We start from the raw sequence: 22,480 nt of genomic DNA, 5'->3' as shown, positions 1-22,480 counted from the left end.
GCGGGCGATGATTGATGAACATGAACAGGGGATCCCGATGAAGATTGGAAACAACCGGCTGCTGCGCGGAAGCGTGCTGGCCGGTGTGGCAGGCGTGCTGTTGCTGGCGGGCTGCCAGCGTGAAGCCGAAACCCCGGCACCGGTGGCCGACGCGGCGCCGGCGGTCGATGCCTCCGCCACGGGCGAGGCGCCCGCTGCGGAAGCACCGCTCGACCTGCGCGACGTGATCGAGAACAACGAACGCGAGGTGGTGGGCATCAGCTATCCGGCAGGCATCGACCGTTATCCGGGCCTGGCGCGTGCGCTGCAGGACTACGCCACCACGGCCCGCAGCGAGCTGCAGCAGGCGCTCGATGGGCTGGGCAACGACAAGCCGACCATGCCCTACGAACTCTCGCTGAGCTTCGAGAAGGTGCTGGAGACGCCGCAGCTGGTGGTGGTGAGTGCCGATGGCAGCCGTTACACCGGCGGCGCCCACGGCGAACCCCTGGTGGCACGTTTCGTCTGGCTGCCGGAGCAACAGCAGATGCTCAGCGCCGACAAGCTGGTGACCGACAGCAAGGGCTGGAAGGCGATCAGCGATTTCGTCGCGGACCAGCTGCGCGAGCGCGTGGCGACACGCCTCAGCGGCGAGGACATGGAGCCGGCCGAGCTGCAGGAGTCGCTGCGCAATGCATCGCGCATGATCGCCGATGGCACCGGCCCGCAGCCCGACAATTTCAGCCAGTTCCAGCCGCTGACCGACGACAAGGGGCAGATCACCGCGCTGCGCTTTGTTTTCCCGCCCTACCAGGTGGGTCCATACTCGGATGGAACGCAGACCGCCGATGTGCCGGCGGCGGTGCTGTTGCCGCACGTGGCCAAGGATTACGTGGAGCTGTTCGCACGCGGTTGAGCGCAGACGAGGAGGGGGCGTGGATACAGGGTTGCAGGAGCGGGTCAGCGGCCTGCTCCACGAAGCCGGGGTCCGCATTGGCGGCTCCCGGCCACAGGACATCCAGGTACATGATCCGAGGTTCTTCGCACGGGTCATGGCGCACGGTTCGCTCGGCCTGGGCGAGAGCTACATGGATGGCTGGTGGGACGCCAACGTCCTGGACGAATTCCTGGTCCACCTCATGCAGGCGCATCTGGACGAACGGGTGCACGGCTGGCGGGAAGTGGCCGACGCGCTGAAGGCGCGCCTGTTCAACCTGCAGGCCGGGCAGGGAAGCTACGAAGTCGGCCGTCGCCACTACGATCTGGGCAACGATCTGTACCAGGCGATGCTGGGCCGGCGCCTGGTGTACAGCTGTGGCTACTGGCGGCAGGCCGATGATCTGGACGCCGCACAGGAAGCCAAGCTGGACCTGGTCTGCCGCAAGCTGGGATTGCGCCCGGGCCAGCGGGTGCTGGATATCGGCTGTGGCTGGGGCGAGGCCCTGAAGTTCGCTGCCGAACGCTATGGAGTCAGCGGGGTCGGTGTAACGATCTCGCAGGAGCAGGCGGAATTCGCGCGCGAGCTGTGCGCCGGTCTGCCGATCGAGATCCGCCTGCAGGACTACCGCGCGCTGGACGAACCCTTCGATGCGATCTTCTCGATCGGCATGTTCGAGCACGTCGGTGACAAGAACTACCGCAGTTTCTTCGAGGTGGCGCGGCGCTGCCTGTCGCCACGTGGCCTGCTGCTGCTGCACAGCATCGGGACCAACGTGTCGCGGCATCGTACCGATCCGTGGATCGCGCGCTACATCTTTCCCAACTCGATGCTGCCCTCCGCGGCGCAGATCAGCAGGGCGTTCGAGGGGCGGTTCGTGTTGGAGGACTGGCACAATTTCGGCACCGACTACGACCTGACCCTGCAGGCGTGGCGGCGCAACGTGGAAGCGGCGTGGCCCCGGCTGGATGCGCGCTATGACGAGCATTTCCGGCGGATGTGGCGCTTCTATCTGGCCGGTTCGATGGCGACCTTCCGTTGCCGGCACGCGCAGTTGTGGCAGCTGGTGCTTTCGCCGGAAGGTGTGCCGGGAGGCTATGTGGCGCCGCGATGAAGCCAGAGCGGGGTCAGATCCCTTTCGCAGAAAAGGGCTCTGACCCCAACCACAACGAAAAAACCGCCCGGTTTCCCGGGCGGTTCTGTTTTCAGCTCAGCGTACCGGCGATCAGTTGCCGGTGCCGGTCAGGCCACGCTTCTCCAGCAGCGGTTCGATCTGCGGCTCGTGGCCGGCGAAATCGCGGAACAGCTGCATCGCGTCGACGCTGCCGCCACGCGACAGCAAGGTGGCGCGGAAGTGGTCGCCGTTCTTGCGGCTCAGGCCACCGTTCTCGCGGAACCACTTCTGGGTGTTGGCGTCCAGCACTTCCGACCAGATGTAGGCGTAGTAGCCGGCCGAGTAGCCGCCCATGATGTGGCTGAAGTACGGGGTCTTGTAACGCGGCGGAACCGGTGCGTAGTAGATGCCGTCCTTCTCCAGCGCGGCGCGCTCGAAGGCCATCACGTCCTTGGCGGCCGGCACCTGGTCCGGGCCGATCTGGTGCCAGCGCTGGTCCAGCATGGCCGCACCCAGGTACTCGGTGGTGGCGAAGCCCTGGTTGAACTTGGCCGCGGCGATCACCTTGTCCAGCAGTGCCTGCGGCATCGCCGTGCCGTTCTGGTAGTGCTTGGCGTAGTTCTTCAGGATGGCGCTGTCATCGGCCCACATCTCGTTGACCTGCGAGGGGAACTCGACGAAGTCACGCGGCACCGAGGTGCCCGAGAAGTACGGGTACTTCACGTTCGAGAACATGCCGTGCAGGGCGTGGCCGAATTCGTGGAAGGTGGTCGTCACCTCATCCCAGGTCAGCAGGGTCGGCTGGCCGGCCGGCGGCTTGGGGATGTTGAGGTGGTTGGCCACCACCGGCTTGAAGCCGGTCAGCTTCGACTGCGAGACATACGAGTTCATCCATGCGCCGCCGCGCTTGGAGGCACGGGCGTACGGGTCGAACAGGAAAATCGCCAGCTGGCTGCCGTCGGCGTCGAACACGTCGTAGACGGTGACATCATCGTGATAGACCGGCAGGTCGGTGCGCTGCTTGAAGGTCAGGCCGAATTCCTGGTTGGCGGCGAAGAACACGCCGTTCTCCAGCACGTTCTTCAGTTCGAAGTACGGCTTCAGCTGCGACTCGTCGAAGTTGTACTTGGCCTGGCGCACCTTCTCGCTGTAGAAGGCCCAGTCCCACGGCTCCAGCGCGAACGTCGGCTTGCCCGCGGCCTTCTGCTCCTGGTCGATCATTGCCTGCAGGTCGGCCGCTTCGCGCTTGGCGTTGGCCACTGCGGCCGGGGCCAGCTTGCCCAGCATCGCGTTGACCGCCTCAGGGGTCTTGGCGGTCTGGTTGGTCAGGTTGTACGCGGCGAAGTTGGCAAAACCCATCAGCTTGGCCTTGTCGGCACGCAGCTGCATGATGCGCGAGACGATGGCGGTGTTGTCGAACTCGCCGCCGCGGCTGCCACGGCTGACCGATGCTTCGTAGATCTTCTGGCGCAGGGCGCGGTTGGCCAGGTTGGTCAGGGGCGGCTGGCCGGTGGTGTTGAGCAGGGTGATCACATACTTGCCATCCAGGCCACGGGCCTTGGCGGCTTCGGCGGCGGCGGCGATCTGCTCCCTGGACAGACCATCCAGTTCCTTCACGTCATCAACGGTGATCGCCGAAGCGTTCACTTCCGACTGCACGTTCTGGCTGAAGCGGGTACCGAGGTTGGCCAGCTCGGCGTTCATTTCCTTCAGCTTCGCCTTGTCCGCGTCAGACAGCTTGGCGCCGGCGCGCACGTAGTTGTCATAGTACTTCTCGACCAGGCGCACGCCTTCGGCGTCCAGACCCAGCTGCGTGCGGGTGTCATACAGCGCCTGGATGCGCGCGAACAGCTTGCTGTTCAGGGCGATCGCATCGCTGTGCGCGGCGAACCTGGCCGAGTAGTCGGCCTGCAGCTTCTTGCGGGTGTCGTTGGTGTCCGCGCCGACCAGGGCGAAGAACACGGTGGTCGCGCGGTCAAGGATGTCACCGCTCTTTTCCAGGGCGATGATGGTGTTGTCGAAGGTCGGCTTGGCCTTGTTGTTGGCGATGGCCTCGATTTCCTTCAGCTGCTGCGCCATGCCGGCGTCGAAGGCCGGAGCGAAGTCGCTGTCCTTGATCTTGTCGAACTGCGGATAGTGCAGTGCCAGCGGGCTTTCGGCGAAGAACGGGTTGGCCTGCTGTGCGGTGGTGCTGGCAGCCGGGGTGGCGGCGCCGGCGGAATAGGCGGGCAGGGCAAGGCCGAGGGTCATGGCCACGGCAAGGGCAAGGCGGGTGGTCAAGGCGGTACTCCGGTAAGGCAGACAAGTGCCCGAGGTTAACCCGGGGTAATGGGATCGGGCTTGTGTCGAAAGGCATGGGCGGGGATACCATCGGAACCCCCCATTGCGGAGATCTGCCATGACCACTGCGTTCGATTTCGGTTTCACCGACCTGGACGGCCAGCCGCAGGCCCTGGAGCAGTACCGCGGCAAGGCGCTGCTGCTGGTCAACGTGGCCAGCAAGTGCGGTTTCACCCCGCAGTACGAGGGACTGGAGGCGCTGTGGCGCGAGTACGGCCCGAAGGGCCTGGTGGTGATCGGCTTCCCCTGCGACCAGTTCGGCCACCAGGAACCGGGCAATGCCGAGGAGATCCGCAGCTTCTGTGCGCTGACCTATGCAGTGGACTTCCCGCTGTCGGAGAAGATCCAGGTCAACGGCGACGGTGCACACCCGCTTTGGAAGTGGCTGAAGTCCGAGAAGACCGGCCTGCTGGGGCTGAGCGCGATCAAATGGAACTTCAGCAAGTTCCTGGTCGGACGCGACGGGCAGGTGCTGAAACGCTACGCGCCGACCGACAAGCCGGAAAGCCTTCGCGGGGACATCGAGAAAGCGTTGCAGTCCCGGCAGTAAGGGCTGCCGCTTCCCGCGGCAGCGCCGGACGCAGGCCCGGCGCTACGGGTCACTTCTCGACGAAGGCGCGCTCGAACACGTAGTGACCCGGCTGGCCGATGCGCGGGGAGACCTGGAAGCCACGGGCGTCGAGCACCGTGCGCAGGTCGGCCAGCATCTGCGGGCTGCCGCAGATCATCGCGCGGTCATTCTCCGGGCTCAGTTCCGGCAGGCCCAGGGTGCGCTGCATTTCCCCGCTTTCCATCAGCGAGGTCAGGCGCCCCTGGTTGGCGAACGGTTCGCGGGTGACGGCCGGGTAGTACAACAGCTTGTCGCCGATCATCTCGCCGAGGAACTCGTGCTCACGCAGGTCCTTCTCGAAATAGTCGCGGTACGCCAGGTCCTTCTCGTAGCGCACGCCGTGGCACAGGATCACCTTCTCGAAACGCTCGTAGGTCTCCGGGTCCTTGATGATCGACAGCCAGGGCGCCAGGCCGGTGCCCGTGCCCAGCAGGTACAGGTTCCTGCCGGGATGCAGATCGCTGATCAGCAGGGTGCCGGTGGGCTTCTTGCCTACCAGAACCTTGTCGCCGGGCTTGATGTGCTGCAGGCGCGAGGTCAGGGGGCCGTCCTGCACCTTGATGCTGAAGAACTCCAGCTGCTCTTCCCAGTTCGCGCTGGCGATGGAGTAGGCGCGCAGCAGCGGCCGGGCGTCGGTTTCCAGGCCGATCATCACGAACTGGCCGTTCTCGAAGCGGAAACCGCTGTCGCGGGTGAGGGTGAAGCTGAAGTAGGCATCGGTCCAGTGGCGGACCTCAAGCACCGTTTCGGCGCCGAAAGCGGAAGACATGGGCGTATCTGTTGGAAGTCGTCGGGGTAATTCTATCTCAAATGAGACAGGTTCTCATTAGGCGGAACGAGAGGCGTTCTCAGCGGTAGCCGGCGGCCTGCAGCTCGAACAGCTCGGCGTAGCGGCCGCCCTGGGCCATCAGCTGCTCGTGGGTGCCGCTGGCCTCGATCCGGCCATCGGCCAGCACCAGGATGCGGTCGGCCATGCGCACCGACGAGAAGCGATGGGAGATGAGTACGGCAGTGCGATTGTCCGCCAGTTCCCTGAACCGCTGGAATACCTCGAACTCGCTGCGCGCATCCAGCGCTGCGGTCGGCTCGTCCAGGATCATCACCTGCGCATTGCGCATCCACGCGCGGGCGATGGCGATCTTCTGCCACTGCCCGCCGGAGAGGTCCACGCCCTCCTTGAAGCGACGCCCGATCAGCTGGTCGTAGCCGCGTGGCAGCGACTCGATCACTTCCTGGGCCATGCCCCGGCGCGCGGCATCGGCAACCCGTTCCCGGTCCGCCATCGCCTCGACCTGGCCAACGCCGATGTTCTCCCCGGCGCTCAGGTTGTAGCGCACGAAGTCCTGGAAGATCACCCCGAGATTGGCGCGCAGGTCATCCAGGTCATAGTCGCGCAGGTCCCGGCCGTCGAGCAGGATGCGGCCCTCGTCAGGCTCGTACAGCCGTGCCAGCAGTTTGACCAGCGTGGTCTTGCCGGCACCGTTCTCGCCGACCAGTGCCAGCACTTCGCCGGCATGCAGCTGGAAATCGAGGTGGCGGACGGCCCATTGCTCGGCATCGGGATAGCGGAAGCCGACGTTCTCGAACACGAAGCCCTGGCGGATGGGCCGCGGCACGGCTACGGCGCCCTCGCGCGAATGGATCTCCGGCTGGATCTGGAAAAACGAGAACAGATCGTCCAGGTACAGGGCCTGGCTGGCCACCTGCGAGAAGCCGATCAGCAGGCCCTCCAGCAGCTGGCGCAGGCGCAGGAAGCTGCCGGCGAGGAAGGTCAGGTCGCCGATCGAGAAATCGCCGCGCACCGTGCGCCAGGCAATGTAGGCGTAGGCGGTGTAATAACCCAGCGTGCCCAGCGCGGCCAGCAGGGTGCCCCACAAGGCACGGCGCCGGGCCAACGCCCGGTTGGCCTTGAACAGCGCCACCGACAGGCTCCTGTAACGCTCCACCAGGAAGCGGTGCAGGTTGAAGATCTTCACTTCCTTGGCCGTCTCCACGCTGGCGCCGAGCTGGCGCAGGTAGTCGAGCTGGCGGCGCTCGGGCGTCCATTGGAAATTCAGGCTGTAGCCGGCGGCGTTGAAGTGCGATTCGCCGATGAAGGCAGGCACCAGGGCCAGCGCCAGCAGCAGGATCAGCCACGGCGCGTAGACCAGCAGGCCCACCGCCAGGCTGACCACCGTGATGGCGTCCTGCACCTGGCCGAACAGCTGGCTCATCAGGTTCATCCGGCCCATCGTCTGGCGTCGTGCGCGGTCCAGCTTGTCCTGCAGGTCCGGATCCTCGAAGTCCTCCAGATCCAGCGTTGCGGCGTGCTCCATCAGCCGGATGCTGGTGGCGTTGGCGAACAGCTCCGACAGCAGGGCATCGGCGTAGGCCACCATCCGGCCCAGCAGGTCGGAGACGATGGCCAGGCCCAGCTCCAGGGCCAGCAACCCGAGCAGCGGATTGAGCAGGCCGCTGGCCAGGGCCTCGCCCAGCGGCGGAAAGCCGGCGTCGTGCCGGCTCAGCTGCAGCGCGCTGTCGATGATCAGCTTGCCCACATACAGCATGGCGACCGGCAGCAGGGCACGGATCAGGCGCAGCCCCAGGCTGACCAGGGTCAGTGCGGGGCTGGTCTTCCACACCAGCCGCAGGAACGGTGGCACGTTGCGCATCGCATTGAAGCGCTGGCGCAGGCTGGGTTTCTTTTCGGCTGAAGGCATGTCGCCATTGTGCGCGCCGGAGCCGTGGCGAAGGCATGAATGCGACGCTCGCAGGGAGCGCGCGTCAGCGCGCCACCGGTGCGGAGCCGCGCTGCGCGAGGCCCCGCACTCTTGTGGATCAGGGCAGCGGCGGCAGCAGGCCGGCGCCGAGGCGGTTCCAGGCGTTGATCACCGCGATGCCCATGCTCAGGTCGCTGATGCCCTTCTCATCGAAGTGCGGTGCCAGCGCATCGAACGCTGCCTGCGATGGCGCGGCGTCGATGAGCCGGGTCAGGGCCTCGGCCCAGCCCAGCGCAGCGCGCTCACGCGCATCGAAGAAGCGGCTTTCGTGCCAGGCGGGCAGGGTGTCCAGCTTGCGCGGCTCGATGCCACTCTTGCGCAGCGCCGTCCCGTGCATGTCCATGCAGTAGCCGCAGCCGTTGAGCTGCGACACGCGCAGGAACACCAGTTCCATCAGGGTCGGATCGATCGAACTGTCATGCACTGCCTGGCTGGTATCGAGCAGGCCCTTGAAAGCCTTGGCGGCCAAGCGGGTATAGGGAACGCGGGGTGAGGCGGGGTTGGACATCGTGGGCTCCACGGCGGCCCCGATGGCCGCCTTCCCTTACCAGGACGCCGCCGCGTCTGCGTGCGTGACAACCGCGGGCAGTTTTTCCGGATTGAGCACGCTGTAGAGGCGCGCGATGCGGCCATCGATCACCTCGATGGTGGTGACCGAATGCAGGCGATCGCCGTCGAAGCCCAGGATCGCCGGCTCGCCGTTGACGTAGCCCAGCCGGGCCGGGTGCGTGCCGCCGCGGCGGGCAATGGCCCAGAACAGGCGGCCGATGCGTTCGGCACCCCGCAGCGGGCGCACCGCTGCGGTGACCACGCCGCCTCCATCGGAGACCATCAGCGCGTTGGCATGCAGCAGGGCCTGGATCGCCTCGCTGTCGCCACGCTGCGACGCATCCATGAAGCGTGCCAGCAACTGCCGGTGCTGGCCGGCGTCGGCATTGAAGCGCGGCCGGCCGGCTTGCAGCCGCTGCCGGGCCCGGTGCACCAGTTGCCGGCAGTTGGCCTCGCTGTGGCCGATCAGGTCGGCGATCTCGCGATAGTCGTGGTCGAACGCTTCCTTCAGCAGGAACGCGGCGCGTTCCTCCGGGCCGAGCTGTTCAAGCAGGGTCAGGAAAGCCACCGATACATCATCAGCCAGGGCATGCAACTGGGCCGGGCCGGGCGCGGGGTCGGGCTCCAGGGTGACCGCCATCGGTTCAGCCAGCCACGGGCCCACGTAATGCGCGCGCTCGCGCTTGGCCGCACGCAGACGGTCCAGTCCCAGGCGCGTGGTGGTGGTGACCAGCCATGCCTCGGCATCGCGGACGCTGGCCGGGTCGGCGCCGGACCAGCGCAGCCAGGCGTCCTGGACGACGTCCTCGGCGTCGGCGCGGCTGCCCAGCAGGCGGTAGGCGAGGGCCATCAGGCGCGGACGGTGGGTCTGGAAGGCGGTTTCGGCGTTCATGCGGGCAAGGACGCCGCAGCGGGCGGGGGCGTGACAAGGGCTTGGGGTCAGATCCCTTTCCCCGGGAAAGGGTTGTGACCCCACAGACTCTACCCGCAGCCGGGGAGGGGGTAAAATGGGCGGATTACCCCCGCCAGCCTCGAGCAAGCGAGCAAGCCGTGACATCGATCAAGCAGGAAGACCTCATCCAGTCCATCGCCGACGCGCTGCAGTACATCTCGTACTACCACCCGGTCGACTACATCAAGAATCTCGCCGCTGCCTACGAGCGCGAGGAGTCGCCGGCCGCGAAGGAGGCGATGGCCCAGATCCTGATCAATTCGCGGATGTGCGCCGAAGGCCATCGTCCGATCTGCCAGGACACCGGCATCGTCACCGTGTTCCTGGAAATCGGCATGGATGTGCGCTGGGACGACGCCACCATGGGCGTGGAAGACATGGCCAATGAAGGCGTGCGCCGCGCCTATCTGCATCCGGACAACAAGCTGCGTGCTTCGGTGCTGGCGGATCCGGCCGGCAAGCGCATCAACACGAAGGACAACACCCCGGGCGTGGTCAACGTCAAGGTCGTGCCGGGCAACAAGGTGGATGTGATCGTGGCCGCAAAGGGCGGCGGCTCGGAAGCCAAGACCAAGTTCGCCATGCTCAATCCGTCCGACTCCATCGTCGACTGGGTGCTCAAGACCGTGCCGACGATGGGGGCCGGCTGGTGCCCGCCGGGCATGCTGGGCATCGGCATCGGCGGCACTGCGGAGAAGGCCATGCTGCTGGCCAAGGAAGCGCTGATGGAGCCGATCGACATCACCGAGCTGCAGGCCCGTGGAGCGTCCAACCGGATCGAAGAGCTGCGCCTGGAGCTGTACGAGAAGGTCAATGCGCTGGGCATCGGCGCCCAGGGCCTGGGTGGCCTGACCACGGTGCTGGACATCAAGATCAACGATTACCCGACCCACGCGGCCAACCTGCCGGTGGCGATGATCCCGAACTGCGCCGCGACCCGCCACGCGCACTTCACCCTGGATGGCAGCGGTCCGGTGATGCTGGATCCGCCGTCGCTGGAGGACTGGCCGAAGCTGACCTACGACGCCTCCAAGGGCACCCGGGTGGACCTGGATACGATCACCCCGGAGGAGGTGGCCAGCTGGAAGCCGGGCCAGACGCTTCTGCTCAACGGCAAGCTGCTGACCGGCCGCGACGCCGCGCACAAGCGCATGGTTGACATGCTCAACAAGGGCGAGGAACTGCCGGTCGATCTGAAGGGACGCTTCATCTACTACGTCGGCCCGGTCGATCCGGTGCGCGATGAAGTGGTCGGTCCGGCCGGGCCGACCACGGCAACGCGCATGGACAAGTTCACCCGCCAGGTGCTGGAACAGACCGGTCTGCTGGGCATGGTCGGCAAGGCCGAGCGCGGCCCGGCTGCGATCGAGGCGATCCGTGACAACAAGTCGGCGTACCTGATGGCGGTCGGTGGCTCGGCCTACCTGGTGTCCAAGGCGATCAAGGCGGCCAAGGTGGTCGGGTTCGCCGATCTCGGCATGGAAGCGATCTACGAGTTCACCGTGCAGGACATGCCGGTGACGGTGGCGGTCGACTCCACCGGTGAATCGGTGCACAAGACCGGCCCGCGCGAATGGCAGGCCCGCATCGGCAAGATTCCGGTGGTGGTGGAGTAAGCGCGGCACACGCTTGATGGCAAACGGCGCGTGTTGGCGCCGTTTGTCGTTTAACGAGCCGGCACGGAACTTCTGCTAGTTTCCATGCGACTCGAACCGGGAACGTTCATGCCGCTGTTACGGAACTTCGCGCTTGCCGGGCTGTTCGCACTGGCCGGCTGCAGCAGCACCTCCTCCTCGTATGAAGGAGCGGATTTCAGCGCATCGGCGCAATGCCGCATGCAGTGCCAGGCCAGCCATCGCAGCTGCATGGCGCAGGCGGACAGCCTGGGCAGTCGGCAGAGCAGCTGCGAACAGCAGATGGCTCCGGCTGCCGACAAGCGCTGCAAGGACATCGCCAATGCCGATCTGCGCCGCTCGTGCGAACTGAAGGCGCATGACTGCACGCTGCGGCAGCCGATGATGAGCTGCGGCGAACGTCGCGATACCTGCATGAGCAGCTGCGGTTGAGCAGTGGTCGCCGGGCGGGCGCATAATCGCCGGCTCCACCCGCAACGGATCCCGCGCATGAGCACCACCCTGTATGGTTCGTCGAGTACCGCTTCGCTGGTCGTGCACTGGCTGCTGATCGAACTGGGCATCGAGCACGAACTGGTGCTGCTGGATTTCGACAGGCGCGAGCACAAGGCGGCGGACTACCTGGCGTTGAATCCGGCCGGGAGGGTGCCGACCCTGGAGATCGATGGCCTGCTGTTGACCGAAGCAGCGGCCATCGCGCTGTACCTGGCCGACCGCCATCCCGAAGCGGGGTTGCTGCCGGCCGTGGGCACGCCCGCGCGGGGCGAGGCCTATCGCTGGATGTTCTGGTGCGCCAACACCCTGCAGCCTGCCTATCGTGCATGGTTCTATCCGCACGAAGCGGCGGGCGAGGCCTGCGTGGAGGCAACGCGTGCGATGGCCCGGCAGCAGCTGGAGGCGGCCTGGCAGCATGTGGCGGCGCACCTGCAGGCGCACGGGCCTTACCTGCTGGGCGACGCGCCCAGCGTGGTCGATTTCATGCTGGTGATGCTGATGCGCTGGTCGCGCAACATGCCCCGGCCCACTGACACCTGGCCGGTGCTGAAGGCGCACGCAACCGCGCTGAAGGCGCGCCCCGCCTTCGCGGAAGTCTATCGACGCGAAGGCATCAGCGACTGGCGGTGATCGCCGGCGTTGAGCCGAGCGCGTGCCGCCGGGCATGGCCCGGCGCTGCCGGGTGGTGCGTCCGGGCTACAGGATCTCCAGCACCGTTTCCGGCGGGCGGCACAGGCGCGTGCCCTTGGCCGTGCGCACCACGGGCCGGTTGATCAGGCGCGGGTGCGTCGCCATGGCCGCCAGCAGGGTCGCCTCATCGGCCCCGGCCAGCGCCAGACCGGCAAACTCTGGTTCCTTGCTGCGCACCAGGTCGGCGGCGGCCAGCCCGGATTCGGCAAGCAGCTGGCGCAGGGTCGCCACGTCGGGCGATGCCTGCAGGTACTCGATCACCTCCGGCTCGATGCCGGCGTCGCGGATGAGCTTCAGTGCGCCGCGCGAATTGCTGCACGCCGGGTTGTGCCAGATCGTCACGCCCATCAGAACCATTCCAGCAGCGACACGCCCACGCCCACGTAGGTGGCCTTGTGGTTGTAGTCGATCAGGCTTTCGCCGTATCCGTCGAAGACCTGGATGTGGCCGCGCAGCAGGTTGCTGATCGGGAAACCGTAGTCGAGCTGCAGGGCGCCATGCGAACGGTCGCCGGTACGCAGCGAATGGCGCGCCATCAGGGACACTTCGTGGCCATTGCGGTTCCAGATCAGGGTCGCGTCGCCGCGGCCCATGTAATCCTCGATGTCCGGGTTGTTGTCATCGCTGCGCGTTTCGGGAATGCGGTACCAGGGCCGCAGCACCAGCGCCCAGTTCTCGCGGTCCAGCCCGACGTTGAGCATCACCCGGTTCCAGCTGCGCGAAAGGGGATCGGCGCGGCCGTTGGACTGATGGTTGAGGCTGATGCCGGTCATGCGTCCGCGCCAGCCACCAATGGAGTAGCCGTTGCGGAACACCATCATCACTTCCGGCTCGTAATTGGTCTCGCGGAACGGGCGCGAATTCTCGGCGTTGTAGGCCTGCCAGCGCGAGCTCTGGGTATAGCCGGCCCAGATGTCGCCGTTGTCGCCGAACAGATTCTCGGCGATCTTGGTCTTGAAGCTGATCTGGAACTTCAGCTCGGCACTGTCCAGCGCCTGCGGCTCGGTCACGCTGTTGGCCGGATTCGGCGACTGCGGCATCTGGTTCTTGTCGCTGGTCCAGAACGCCGGCAGCAGGTACACCGGCTTGTAGGCCCGCAGCTGGAACGGTCCCAGCTTCGAGTCTTCCGCCAGTTCCCAGCGGCTGTCCAGCAGGGAACCGCGGCCTGCATTGGCCAGGGCGCTGTCGTCGGGGGCGGGGCGCAGCACATCGCCGACCCGCGCCCGCAGGTCTCTTCGCCCTGGCTCAGGCGGGCGGCGCGACGCTGTTCGCGCAGCGCCTGCGCGGCCTGCTGCGCGGCGGCATCGGCTTCGGCAGTGGCCGGAGCGTTACGGCCGAACAGGCGGTCGTAGCACGACAGCCGGGCGGCGTCGGTTTCAATGGCAGCGCAACCGGCCGGCGTGGTGGTCGTGGCAGGCGCGATTTCCTGCGCGGCCAGCGGCGCGCTGGCCAGGGCAAGCGCCAACGGCGCCAGACGGGGGAACAACGGCGGGAGGGTCATTGCAGCAGGCCCTTCGGGATGACTACGGGAAGACGCACAGTGTGGCGGCTACCCGCAGCAACGGCCAGCCCCATGGAGTTATGCCCGGCGCAGGTGTGCGCGTGGCGTGAAGATCGTGCGTTACAGGAACCAGGCGAACGCGAACAGGCCCAGCATCGCGATGACCATCGCCAGTTTCAGCGCCAGGCCCAGCAGGATGCCCAGCCAGGTGGCGAGGCCAACCTTGGTAGAGCGGCCCAGCTCGCGCGTGTGCCAGTACTCGCCCAGCAGAGCGCCGACCAGCGGGCCGGCGAACAGGCCGATGGGCATGAAGAACAGACCGGCGATGCTGCCGATGAAGGTGCCCCACAGCGCCTTGCGGCTGGCCCCGACACGCTGGGCCCCGACCACCGTGGCCAGCACATCGGCCAGCAGTGAAAGCAGGGTCAGCACGCCCAGTACCAGCAGGGTCGGCCAGCCGACATGGGTGAAGCCGTCGGCCCACGCTGCCAGCAGCAGGCCGACGAACACCAGCGGGATGCCGGGAAGTGCCGGCAGGACGATGCCGGCAATACCAACGAGGACAAAAATGACCGCTAGCAGATACAAGATGAATGAGAGGCCCATGCTGTCCCGTATGGTTGTCTTTTTGGGGTTGACAGTGAAAGATTTTGCCAGTTGCTTTTTCGTTTTGGCCGGGTTAAGTTGCAGTCGCTGAGCTTGGCAAGGTCACCGTGGATCGTGGCCTGATGAAGCAAGATCTTCCCGATCCGCTGCATCGATGCACCTCGCTTCCCCCTTGCTTGTCAGCCGCCCACAAGGCGTTTCCAACAACAAGAGAGAGTCATCAGGGAGTTAGTGAGATGTCCGAACGCGAGAACGGTACTGTCAAGTGGTTCAACGATGCAAAGGGCTTCGGCTTCATCAGCCGTGAAAACGGCGAAGACGTGTTCGTGCACTTCCGCGCCATCCAGACCCAGGGCTTCAAGAGCCTGAAGGAAGGCCAGAAGGTCACCTTCACCGTCGTGCAGGGCCAGAAGGGCCTGCAGGCCGACGCCGTGCAGCCGATCTGACCGGTCTGCAGCCGTCACATGAAAAAGGCCCGCGCAAGCGGGCCTTTTTCTTTGTCCGGGGCCGGCAGCGGATCAGCGCAGGATCACCCGGCCGTTGACCACGCGAACGTAGGTGTTTTCGCGGATGCCGCCCAGATCGCGCTGGTTGACGACGATGGTGCGTCCGTCATCCATGCGCACGCTGATGTCATACGTATCGCTGGTCACGTTCTTCTGGATCTGGTTGCCGGCCAGCGCGCCACCCACGGCACCCGCCGCTGCGGCGATGTTCTTGTTGCCGCGGCTGCCGCCGGTGTGGTCGGAGATCTCATGGCCGGCAACCGCACCCACAATGCCGCCGAGGATCGCGCCGGTCGCGCTGGGCGCAGTGCGGCCGGACTGCACGGTGTTGATGCGGGTGACGATGCCGCAGTCGGCGCAACGGCCCTGGTTGTAGCCGGAGTTGTTGCCGTAGCCGCCGTTGTTGTACCCATTGTTGTAGCCGCCGCCGCCGTAACCCGGCGAGGTGGCGCAGCCGGCCAGGGCGAGGGTGGCGATGGCACTGGCGGCGATGAGCTGGATCTTCATGGGGCGTCTCCTGGCCGTGAAGGCGGATGTGTTGGGTGGTACTGCGTCATGCAGCAGGGTGCGCGAATCGTCTCCTTTCCAACGTGAACAAGACGCCAATCAACGCCGCCATGACCGGCTGCGGGATGAACGCTGTTCAACGGAAATCCTGATGGCAGGCGCGGCAGTCCGCCTGCAGCGTCTGCACCACCTGGGCCAGCGCGGTGCAGTCTGCCGGTGGCGTCGCCAGGGCGGCATTGAGGCCGGCGCGGTACTGGCTGGCATGCTGCTGGAACTGCGCGCTGTCCTTCAGGCCGGGGAAGGCCAGGTCCAGGTCGTTGGAGAGCAGGCGCAGCGTCTGCAGGCGCGGCACGCTGTCGGCCAGGCTGCAGCGGTTCTGCTGTTGAGCCTGCTGCAGCAACTGGGATTGCCGCTGCATCACCTGCATCAGGCTGTCCGGGAAGGGGTCACGGCGGGCCTGCAGGGCGCGGCCGACCATCACCGTGGCGATCAGGCCGATCAGCAGACCCAGCGCGAGCACGAACAGGTAGCGATAGGCGGAAGACGGCGGGCGAGGGGGGCTGGCGTTCATGGCGGGCTCTCCGGGTGTGCAACGGTAGGTTCGACCCGGCGTGCTGTGGACGCCGGCCGCTGCACGTTAAAATAGACCGATGAACGAACAGGTCAAACAACGCTTCGCCGGCATCGAACGGCTGTATGGCGTGGGTGCGCTCGAGCGCCTGCAGGGCAGCCGCGTAGCGGTGGTCGGCATGGGCGGGGTCGGCTCGTGGGTGGTCGAGGCGCTGGCGCGCTCGGCGGTCGGCCATCTCACCCTGATCGATGCGGACGACATCTGCGTGTCCAACACCAACCGGCAGCTGCCGGCGCTGGAGGGCAATTACGGGCGCAACAAGGCCGAAGCCATGGCCGAGCGCTGCCGGGCGATCAACCCGGAACTCGATGTCGACGCGGTGCAGGCGTTCCTGACCACCGCCAACATGGCGGAACTGCTTGATCGTCGCTTCGATCTGGTGATCGATGCCTGCGACAGCTTCCGGGTCAAGGTGGAGACCATCGCCTGGTGCCGCCGCCGCAAGCTGCCACTGCTGACGGTCGGCGCCGCGGGTGGCCGCACCGATCCGACCCTGGTACGCATCCGCGATGTCTCGCGCACCGAGCACGACGCGATGCTGGCGCTGATCCGCAAGAAGCTGCGCAGCGAGTTCAACTTCCCCAAGAACGCCAAGCGTTACTTCGGCGTGCCGGCGGTGTACTCGCTGGAGAACGTGAAGTATCCGCAGGCCGATGGCAGTGTCTGCGGCCTCCGTCCCAACCTGGGGGCGGACGCTGCGCTCAAGCTTGATTGCGGCGCAGGGCTGGGGGCAGCCACCCATATCACCGGTGCCTTCGCCTTTGCCGCCGTCGGCAAGGCGCTGGAAATGCTGCTGGAGCCGAAGAGGGTCAAGTCCCAATCCGTTGAGGCTTGACCGGTAGCGCCGGGCCATGCCCGGCGAAACGGCGATCAGACGGCCGGCAGCGCGAACAGCCGCCGCGCGTTGTCGGTCGTGGTCCTCGCTACCGTCTCCAGGTCGGTCTGCCGCAACGCCGCGACGTGGCGCGCGATGATCGAGAGGCGTGCCGGCTCATTGCGCTGCCCACGGATGGCCGCGTCGGGCTGATCGGGCGCGTCCGTTTCCAGCAGCAGCTGCTCCAGCGGCATCTCCCGGACCAGCCGTTGCAGGCGCTGTGCCCGTTCGTAGGTCAGGGGGCCGCCCAGACCCAGCAGGAAGCCCTGCCGATGCAGCTGTGCCGCCTGCTCCGGGCTGCCGGAGAAACTGTGCACCACGCCGCGCAGGCCACCGATGCGGCGGATCGCTGCGATCACCGCATCTACGGCCCGACGCGCATGCACGATCACCGGCAGGTCGAAGTCGCGCGCCAAGCGCAGCTGGCCGGTGAAATAGGTCTGCTGCGCCTCCGCATCCAGGCCTTCCACGAAATAATCCAGGCCGCATTCGCCGATCGCCCGCGGACGCTCACGCTCGATCCATTCCCGCAGCAGCGGAAGGTGCCCGGCACGATGCTCGGCAAGAAACATCGGATGCAGCCCGTACGCGGGGTACAGGCCGGGTGCCTGCTGGCAGACCTCGCGCAGCTTCGGCCAGCTGGCGGCGGTGACGGCCGGCACGACCTGGAACTGCACCCCGGCCGCGCGCGCGCGCTCGATCACGGCGGCACGGTCGGGGTCGAACTCGCCTGCATCGAGATGGCAATGGCTGTCGACCAGCACGCTCAGCGCTGCTCCAGCGGTGGCGGCGTGCGGGTGCCGCGGCTCTTCCAGTTGGCCAGCAGCAGTGTGCCCAGGCCCAGCACCAGCTCATCGACGAAGGGAAGCGGATCGGGAATGAACAGGGTCAGCGCGAACAGCCCTGCCGTGAGCTTGAACAGCGTGGGGTAGCGCAGCCGGCGCGCCCATTGCAGTACCGGCAGCAGCATCGGGTTGGCCATGGCGGGATCCTCTTGGTGAATATGCAAACGCTACCACGGGCCCAGCATTTCCCGATGCTGAATGGGTTACGGCGACGAGCAGGAAATGTGGAGATTCCGTTCAGGGAGGCCGTGCTGCAATCTGTGCCGAGAACGTTGCGGACGGTCCGCAAGGAGCAGGTCATGAAAAGCACAACTACAACTGTCCTGGTCGCAGCGGGCGCGCTGCTGGTGGGTGGTATCGCCACGGCCGCCTTCATGAAGAGCGGCAACCCGTCGCCGGATTCCATCAGCGCCGGCGCCCCCAACGGCGAATCGCGCCTGGCCGATGGCAGCGGCACCGACGATGGTGCGCGTGGCAACCAGCTCGATGCCACCGCGCCGCGCGGCCTGGAGTATGCCGATGTGCTGAAGGTCGACCCGATCACCGAAAAGCAGAAGGCGTACGCCACGGTCATCGGCACCGACGCGGTGCGCGAGACCTCCACCACCCAGACGCCGCACGAGGTCTGCCAGGATGTGGTCGTGCAGGAACGCCTGCCCGAGCGTGATGGCAACGTCGGTGGCACCGTCGCCGGCGCGGTGATCGGTGGCCTGCTGGGTAATCAGGTTGGCGGCGGCAATGGCAGGAAGGCGGCGACCGCAGCCGGTGCCGTGGCCGGCGGCCTGATCGGCAACCAGGTGGACAAGCGCCACGTCGGTGGCCGTGTGGTCAACCGCACCGAGCGCCAGTGCCACACCGAGACCGCCACCTCCGAGTCGAGCCGTGTCACCGGCTACAACGTCACCTATCGCAACGAGGACGGCACCACCGGCACCATGCGCATGGCCAGCAAGCCCGGCAACCGCATCGCCATGGGCACCAACGACGTGGTCAAGGGTTACAACGTGACCTACCGCTATGATGGTGCCGAGAAGACCGTGCGCATGGACAACAAGCCAGCCAGCGATCGCCTGCCGGTGGTCGATGGCCAGCTGGTCACGCAGACAGCGGCAGCCGGCGCCACGGCACCGACCCGCCAGTAATCCCGCCGCTGCAGCGGACAGGCGACAGGCCGGCTTCTGCCGGCCTGTCTGTTTTTGTGGCCGGGTGACATTTGCGATGATGGCGCTCCGTCATCGCCCTGGAGTCGGCATGAGCATCTTCGACCTGCGCCTGGAAACCGAGCGCCTGATCCTGCGCCCACCGCATCGCGAGGATTTCGAGCCCTATCTGGCGTTCTGCGCGGATGAAGAGGTGATGCGCACGCTGGGCGGAGTACAGCCACCGTCAGTGGCATGGCGTGGATTCTGCAGCCTGGCTGGCGCGTGGCAGTTGTTCGGCTTTTCGATGTTCAGCGTGATCGAGAAATCCAGTGGTGAGTGGGTCGGTCGCATGGGGCCCTGGCAGCCACAGGACTGGCCGGGCACCGAGGTCGGCTGGAGCATCCGGCGTGCCAGCTGGGGCAAGGGCTACGCGCCGGAGGCGGCGACCGCTGCGATCGACTGGGCCTTCAACGCACTCGGGTGGGAGGAGGTGATCCATACCATTGCCGAGGACAACGAGAATTCCCGTGTCGTGGCCCGCAAGCTGGGCAGTACGCTGCTGCGCATGGGCGAGCTGCCGCCGCCGTACCAGGGCAAACCGATGCAGATCTGGGGGCAGTCGCGCCAGCAGTGGCAGCAGCGCGTGCGCTGAGGGGCCCGACGGGCTGCATCCAGCGGCGGGCTGCGCGGTGGGCATGCTGCACCCGCGCTTGGCATCGGCGGACGCGCTTGCCAGACTGCGCGCAACCGGTCGTCGGCCGGGTCTCCTGGAGCAGGCAATGGTGGAAGAACGCGTTCCGTTGACGGTGCATGGCATGTCCGTTTCAGGCAATTGCCACAAGGTGCGCATGCTGCTGGAACACCTCGGCAGCCGCTATCGCTGGGTGGAGGTGGACAGCGCCCATGGCCAGACCCACACGCCGGAGTTCCTGGCATTGAATCCCAATGCGAAGGTGCCGTTGATCGTGCGCGAGGACGGCCGCGTGTTGACCGAATCGAACGCGATCCTGTTCTGGCTGGCCGAGGGCACGCCCTACCTGCCCGGCGATGGCTGGGAGCGGGCGCAGGCGTTGAGCTGGATGTTCTTCGAGCAGTACACGCATGAACCCTGCGTGGCGGTGGCCCGTTTCATCCGTGGCTGGACGCCGGCCGATTCCCCGCGGCGCGCCGAACTGCCGCGCCTGCAGGAGCGCGCCAGCACCGCATTGGCGGTGATGGAACAGCACCTGCGGCAGTCGCCCTGGTTCACCGGCCGCAGTTATGGCATCGCCGATATCGCGCTGTTTGCCTACACCGACGTTGCCAGCGATGGTGGCATCCGCCTTGATCCGTTCCCGCAGGTGCAGGCCTGGCTGCAGCGGGTCCGGGCGCAGCCGCGGTTCGTGCCGATGCCGGCCGTGGGCGCGGAGGTGCTGGCGCGATTCAACGCGGTGGCCTGATTCCAAGGGGAGCGTCGGGCAGGCCGACTGCGGGGGACGCCGGGCGGGCCCGCGCCACGCTACGCAACAACGACACGGAGGGTGTTCGATGTTCGCTGTGGTTCCAGATCCCATTCCCGCGCGCATGCGCGGGCTCAACCGCGCCGAAGTGTGCGACGTCAATTTCCTGGAGGCGGTGCGCGGCTGGCGGGGCACGCCACGGCCACGGCCCGCGCCGCACGCGCCGATCCTGCCAGGCAGCACGCTCAGCGCGGCGGCCTTTGCCGACCTGTTCGATTCGCAGCTGGCCAGCCGCCAGCTGGACCTGATGGCACGCGTGCTGCGCGTGCAGAACAAGGTCTTCTACACCATCGGCTCGTCCGGACACGAGGGCAATGCGCTGTTGGCGCGGGCCTGCCGGCACACCGATCCTGCGTTCCTGCACTACCGCTCCGGCGCCTTCATGGCCGAGCGCGCGCGGCAGGTGCCGGGCATGGATCCAGTGCGCGACGCGGCACTGTCGTTCGCCGCCAGCGCCGACGATCCTGCCAGCGGAGGCCGGCACAAGGTGTGGGGCAGCCGGCCACTGTGGGTGTTGCCACAGACCTCGACGATCGCCTCGCACCTGCCCAAGGCGCTGGGCACTGCGTTGGCCATCGAGAGCGGCAAGCGCCTGGGCCAGCCGTTGCCGATTCCGGCCGACAGCATCGTGGTCTGTTCCTTCGGCGACGCCTCGGCCAATCACGCCACCGCACAGACGGCGTTCAACACCGCCATGTGGTCGGCCTACCAGAAACTGCCGGCGCCCATCCTGTTCGTCTGCGAGGACAATGGCCTGGGCATTTCGGTGAAAACACCAGAAGGATGGATCGCCGAGCGCTTTGGCGGCCAGCCGGGACTGGACTACTTCTTCGCTGATGGGCTGGATCTGGCCAGCGGCCATGCGCAGGTGCAGGCCGCGGTCGAGCATTGCCGGACAACCCGCAGGCCGACCTTCCTGCACCTGCGTACCACGCGGCTGATGGGGCATGCCGGTACCGATTTCGAGGTGGAGTGGCGCGCGTTGCCGGAGCTGTGTGCGGCGGAGGCGCAGGATCCGCTGCTGCGCTCGGCGCAGATCGCGATGGAGTCGGGCTGGATGGATGCCGCGGCCGTCGAGGCGGCCTATGAAGCGATGCGTGTGCGCTGCATGGCGGCCGCCGCCGACGCCGAGCGCCAGCCGAAGCTGCAGTCCCTTGAGCAGGTGATGGCACCGCTGGCGCCCTATACACCTGCAGCGGTGCACGCCGAGGCCCGGCGCGCGGTCGCGGACGAGGCGCGACTGTCGCTGTATGGCGGCGCCGACGCATTGCCGGAGCGACAACCGCCGCGTCATCTGGCCATCCAGATCAATCACGGACTGCAGGAACTGCTGTGCAAGTATCCGCAAAGCCTGTTGTTCGGCGAGGATGTGGCGCAGAAGGGAGGCGTGTACACCTTGACCCGCGACCTGCTGCGTCGTTTCGGCCCGCGTCGGGTGTTCAACACGCTGCTGGACGAGACCATGATCCTGGGCATGGCGCAGGGGCTGGCCAACATGGGCATGCTGCCGATCCCCGAGATCCAGTACCTGGCCTACCTGCACAATGCCATCGACCAGATACGTGGCGAGGCGTGTTCGCTGCAGTTCTTCTCCAATGACCAGTTCCGCAACCCGATGCTGGTGCGGGTGGCAGGGCTGGGCTACCAGAAGGGATTCGGTGGCCATTTCCACAACGACAATTCGATCACCGCCCTGCGCGACATTCCCGGCCTGGTGGTGGGCTGTCCCTCGCGTGGCGACGACGCTGTGATGATGCTGCGCACGTTGGCGGCGCTGGCCCGGGTGGATGGCCGCGTGGCGGTGTTCCTGGAGCCGATCGCGCTGTACATGAGCAAGGACCTGCACGAGCCGGGTGACGGCCAGTGGCTGTTCGACTACCCGCAACAGGGCCAGGCGCTGCTGCCGGGGGAGGGCCGGGTGTATGCCCCCGAGGCGCAGGATCTGGTGATCTACACCTATGGCAATGGCGTGCCGATGGCGCTGCGTGCCGCGCGGGTGATCGACCAGCAGCTCGGGTGGCAGGTGAGGGTGGTTGACCTGCGCTGGCTGGTGCCGCTGGACGGCGGATTCATTGCCACCCAGGCGGCCACGGCGCGGCGCGTGCTGGTGCTGGACGAGGGACGTCACAGCGGTGGCGTGGGCGAGGGGGTGGTCACGGCCCTGGTCGAGGCCGGCTTCGGTCACCTGCCGCTGCGTCGGGTCTGCGGCGCCGATACCTATACGCCGCTGGCGGGGGCAGCAATGTTCGGCCTTCCAAGCGACAATGCGGTGATTGGCGCCGCCCTCGACCTGGCGCAGGAACCCTGATG

The 22,480-nt window shown here is 66.7% G+C and carries 23 protein-coding genes and 1 pseudogene; 12 read left to right on the top strand and 12 right to left on the bottom strand.

Annotated elements, in window-relative coordinates; all coding sequences use genetic code 11:
* Nucleotides 1-37: 37 nt before the first annotated feature.
* Nucleotides 38-895 (top strand): DUF3298 and DUF4163 domain-containing protein, encoded by an 858-nt coding sequence (locus QMZ25_RS06220; protein ID WP_193396153.1) that lies wholly within the window; start codon nt 38-40, stop codon nt 893-895.
* A gap of 19 nt (nt 896-914) precedes the next feature.
* The gene (cfa, locus tag QMZ25_RS06215; RefSeq protein ID WP_065175474.1) at nt 915-2,030 is read left to right on the top strand and encodes a cyclopropane fatty acyl phospholipid synthase; all 1,116 of its coding nucleotides are present in this window, start codon (nt 915-917) and stop codon (nt 2,028-2,030) included.
* A gap of 111 nt (nt 2,031-2,141) precedes the next feature.
* Here the strand turns inward: cfa and QMZ25_RS06210 are convergent, their stop codons facing one another.
* Nucleotides 2,142-4,310 carry a M3 family metallopeptidase gene (locus QMZ25_RS06210; protein ID WP_053516910.1) on the bottom strand — a complete coding sequence of 723 codons (2,169 nt, stop codon included), beginning with the start codon at nt 4,308-4,310 and terminating at the stop codon, nt 2,142-2,144.
* 118 nt (nt 4,311-4,428) lie between these two features.
* On the opposite strand from QMZ25_RS06210, the gene QMZ25_RS06205 reads away from it, so the two are divergent.
* Entirely contained in the window at nt 4,429-4,920 is a 492-nt protein-coding gene (locus QMZ25_RS06205; protein WP_065181959.1) for a glutathione peroxidase, read from the top strand.
* Nucleotides 4,921-4,969: 49 nt separating this feature from the next.
* On the opposite strand, the gene QMZ25_RS06200 is transcribed toward QMZ25_RS06205, so the two are convergent.
* From QMZ25_RS06200 to QMZ25_RS06185, 4 genes are all read right to left on the bottom strand, one after another.
* On the bottom strand, nt 4,970-5,749 hold the full coding sequence (locus QMZ25_RS06200) for a ferredoxin--NADP reductase (RefSeq protein WP_053516913.1): 780 nt from the start codon (nt 5,747-5,749) through the stop codon (nt 4,970-4,972).
* A 79-nt stretch (nt 5,750-5,828) separates the two neighbouring features.
* The gene (locus tag QMZ25_RS06195; RefSeq protein WP_283219276.1) at nt 5,829-7,679 is read right to left on the bottom strand and encodes an ABC transporter ATP-binding protein; all 1,851 of its coding nucleotides are present in this window, start codon (nt 7,677-7,679) and stop codon (nt 5,829-5,831) included.
* Between the two features lie 118 nt (nt 7,680-7,797).
* Nucleotides 7,798-8,247: a carboxymuconolactone decarboxylase family protein gene (locus tag QMZ25_RS06190; RefSeq protein WP_053516915.1), complete on the bottom strand. Its 450-nt coding sequence runs from the start codon at nt 8,245-8,247 to the stop codon at nt 7,798-7,800.
* Between the two features lie 36 nt (nt 8,248-8,283).
* Nucleotides 8,284-9,180 carry an RNA polymerase sigma-70 factor gene (locus tag QMZ25_RS06185; RefSeq protein WP_053516916.1) on the bottom strand — a complete coding sequence of 299 codons (897 nt, stop codon included), beginning with the start codon at nt 9,178-9,180 and terminating at the stop codon, nt 8,284-8,286.
* A 158-nt stretch (nt 9,181-9,338) separates the two neighbouring features.
* On the opposite strand from QMZ25_RS06185, the gene QMZ25_RS06180 reads away from it, so the two are divergent.
* From QMZ25_RS06180 to QMZ25_RS06170, 3 genes are all read left to right on the top strand, one after another.
* Nucleotides 9,339-10,856 carry a fumarate hydratase gene (locus QMZ25_RS06180; RefSeq protein ID WP_065181962.1) on the top strand — a complete coding sequence of 506 codons (1,518 nt, stop codon included), beginning with the start codon at nt 9,339-9,341 and terminating at the stop codon, nt 10,854-10,856.
* 108 nt (nt 10,857-10,964) lie between these two features.
* Nucleotides 10,965-11,306: a hypothetical protein gene (locus tag QMZ25_RS06175; protein ID WP_053516936.1), complete on the top strand. Its 342-nt coding sequence runs from the start codon at nt 10,965-10,967 to the stop codon at nt 11,304-11,306.
* Between the two features lie 57 nt (nt 11,307-11,363).
* On the top strand, nt 11,364-11,999 hold the full coding sequence (locus QMZ25_RS06170; RefSeq protein WP_128987939.1) for a glutathione S-transferase family protein: 636 nt from the start codon (nt 11,364-11,366) through the stop codon (nt 11,997-11,999).
* 66 nt (nt 12,000-12,065) lie between these two features.
* Here the strand turns inward: QMZ25_RS06170 and arsC are convergent, their stop codons facing one another.
* From arsC to QMZ25_RS06155, 3 genes and pseudogenes are all read right to left on the bottom strand, one after another.
* Nucleotides 12,066-12,407, bottom strand: a complete 342-nt coding sequence (gene arsC, locus QMZ25_RS06165; RefSeq protein WP_164152665.1) for an arsenate reductase (glutaredoxin) — start codon at nt 12,405-12,407, stop codon at nt 12,066-12,068.
* Nucleotides 12,407-13,560: pseudogene (locus QMZ25_RS06160) on the bottom strand (phospholipase A). Before QMZ25_RS06160 ends, arsC begins: the two are co-directional and overlap by 1 nt.
* 120 nt (nt 13,561-13,680) lie before the next feature.
* Nucleotides 13,681-14,166, bottom strand: a complete 486-nt coding sequence (locus tag QMZ25_RS06155; RefSeq protein WP_053516922.1) for a DUF456 domain-containing protein — start codon at nt 14,164-14,166, stop codon at nt 13,681-13,683.
* A 236-nt stretch (nt 14,167-14,402) separates the two neighbouring features.
* Between QMZ25_RS06155 and QMZ25_RS06150 the strand changes: the two genes are divergently transcribed.
* On the top strand, nt 14,403-14,612 hold the full coding sequence (locus QMZ25_RS06150) for a cold-shock protein (RefSeq protein ID WP_053516923.1): 210 nt from the start codon (nt 14,403-14,405) through the stop codon (nt 14,610-14,612).
* Between the two features lie 72 nt (nt 14,613-14,684).
* Here the strand turns inward: QMZ25_RS06150 and QMZ25_RS06145 are convergent, their stop codons facing one another.
* Both QMZ25_RS06145 and QMZ25_RS06140 read right to left on the bottom strand, forming a co-directional pair.
* Nucleotides 14,685-15,179, bottom strand: coding sequence for a glycine zipper 2TM domain-containing protein (locus QMZ25_RS06145; RefSeq protein WP_053516924.1), 495 nt, complete (start codon nt 15,177-15,179; stop codon nt 14,685-14,687).
* A gap of 136 nt (nt 15,180-15,315) precedes the next feature.
* Entirely contained in the window at nt 15,316-15,750 is a 435-nt protein-coding gene (locus QMZ25_RS06140; protein ID WP_065175471.1) for a hypothetical protein, read from the bottom strand.
* A 79-nt stretch (nt 15,751-15,829) separates the two neighbouring features.
* On the opposite strand from QMZ25_RS06140, the gene QMZ25_RS06135 reads away from it, so the two are divergent.
* A complete protein-coding gene (locus QMZ25_RS06135) occupies nt 15,830-16,645 on the top strand; it encodes a tRNA threonylcarbamoyladenosine dehydratase (RefSeq protein WP_277380876.1) in 816 nt (271 codons plus the stop codon).
* Nucleotides 16,646-16,680: 35 nt separating this feature from the next.
* Here the strand turns inward: QMZ25_RS06135 and QMZ25_RS06130 are convergent, their stop codons facing one another.
* On the bottom strand, nt 16,681-17,454 hold the full coding sequence (locus QMZ25_RS06130; protein ID WP_262218796.1) for a TatD family hydrolase: 774 nt from the start codon (nt 17,452-17,454) through the stop codon (nt 16,681-16,683).
* Complete coding sequence (locus QMZ25_RS06125) at nt 17,451-17,666, bottom strand: DUF6116 family protein (RefSeq protein WP_053515346.1); 216 nt, start codon at nt 17,664-17,666, stop codon at nt 17,451-17,453. The genes QMZ25_RS06130 and QMZ25_RS06125 overlap by 4 nt, the downstream gene beginning before the upstream one ends.
* A 162-nt stretch (nt 17,667-17,828) precedes the next feature.
* On the opposite strand from QMZ25_RS06125, the gene QMZ25_RS06120 reads away from it, so the two are divergent.
* From QMZ25_RS06120 to QMZ25_RS06105, 4 genes are all read left to right on the top strand, one after another.
* Nucleotides 17,829-18,671: a glycine zipper 2TM domain-containing protein gene (locus QMZ25_RS06120; protein WP_053515348.1), complete on the top strand. Its 843-nt coding sequence runs from the start codon at nt 17,829-17,831 to the stop codon at nt 18,669-18,671.
* A 109-nt stretch (nt 18,672-18,780) separates the two neighbouring features.
* Nucleotides 18,781-19,323 (top strand): GNAT family N-acetyltransferase, encoded by a 543-nt coding sequence (locus tag QMZ25_RS06115; RefSeq protein WP_053515349.1) that lies wholly within the window; start codon nt 18,781-18,783, stop codon nt 19,321-19,323.
* A gap of 127 nt (nt 19,324-19,450) precedes the next feature.
* On the top strand, nt 19,451-20,110 hold the full coding sequence (locus QMZ25_RS06110) for a glutathione S-transferase family protein (protein ID WP_053515351.1): 660 nt from the start codon (nt 19,451-19,453) through the stop codon (nt 20,108-20,110).
* An 88-nt stretch (nt 20,111-20,198) separates the two neighbouring features.
* A complete protein-coding gene (locus tag QMZ25_RS06105; protein ID WP_197600296.1) occupies nt 20,199-22,478 on the top strand; it encodes a thiamine pyrophosphate-dependent enzyme in 2,280 nt (759 codons plus the stop codon).
* The last annotated feature ends 2 nt before the right edge of the window (nt 22,479-22,480 follow it).

Source organism: Stenotrophomonas sp. RS-48, from assembly GCF_030053245.1.
In the GTDB taxonomy this organism is placed as follows: domain Bacteria; phylum Pseudomonadota; class Gammaproteobacteria; order Xanthomonadales; family Xanthomonadaceae; genus Stenotrophomonas; species Stenotrophomonas maltophilia_P.
The sequence above is the reverse complement of the archived record's forward strand: the minus strand, read 5'-3'. Positions and strand labels throughout refer to the sequence as shown.